At 61.4% G+C, this 559-nt stretch carries 1 protein-coding gene; it reads right to left on the bottom strand.

The features are described from left to right. The coding region (locus tag AC1D0P_RS27595; RefSeq protein ID WP_477679643.1) for an ABC transporter substrate-binding protein at positions 1-559 on the bottom strand (559 nt) is incomplete at both ends.

Genomic DNA, 559 nt, shown 5'->3' on the forward strand with positions numbered 1-559 from the left:
GTGCTGATCAGGTAGAGACCATCCGGGCTGCCGGCCATGGCTGCGGTGACTTCCGAGGCATAGCTCGACTGCTTTTCGTTATAGGGCGTGTCGGAGACGATCGTGCCGCCCAGCTTCTTGTAGGCACGCTCGAATTCCTTCTCCATGTTGACGCCGAAGTCGTTGTTGACATGGATGATGGCGAGCTTCTTGAAACCCTTGTCGATGGCGTATTTTGCCGCCGCAACGCCTTGCAGCGCATCGGACGTTATTGTCCGGAAGAAGATGCCGTTGGTCTTGCCGTCGCGGCCGAGCTGGGTCAGCGTCGGCGACGAAGAGGCGGGCGAGACCTGGACGATCTTGGCCGGTGCGGTGACCGAGGTCAGGATCGGGATCGACACCGACGAAATGATGCCGCCGATGATCACGGGCACTTTCTTGACCTGCACGAGCTGGGTTGCGGCATCGACGGCGACATTGCCGGCGCTCTGGCTGTCGCGGGTGTCGGTGACGAGATCGCAGCCGGCGACGCCGCCGGCATCGTTGAGGTTCTTGAAGGCCATTTCGACCGATTTGGCGC

The sequence above is a fragment of the Polaromonas sp. P1_G2 genome, from assembly GCF_056405515.1.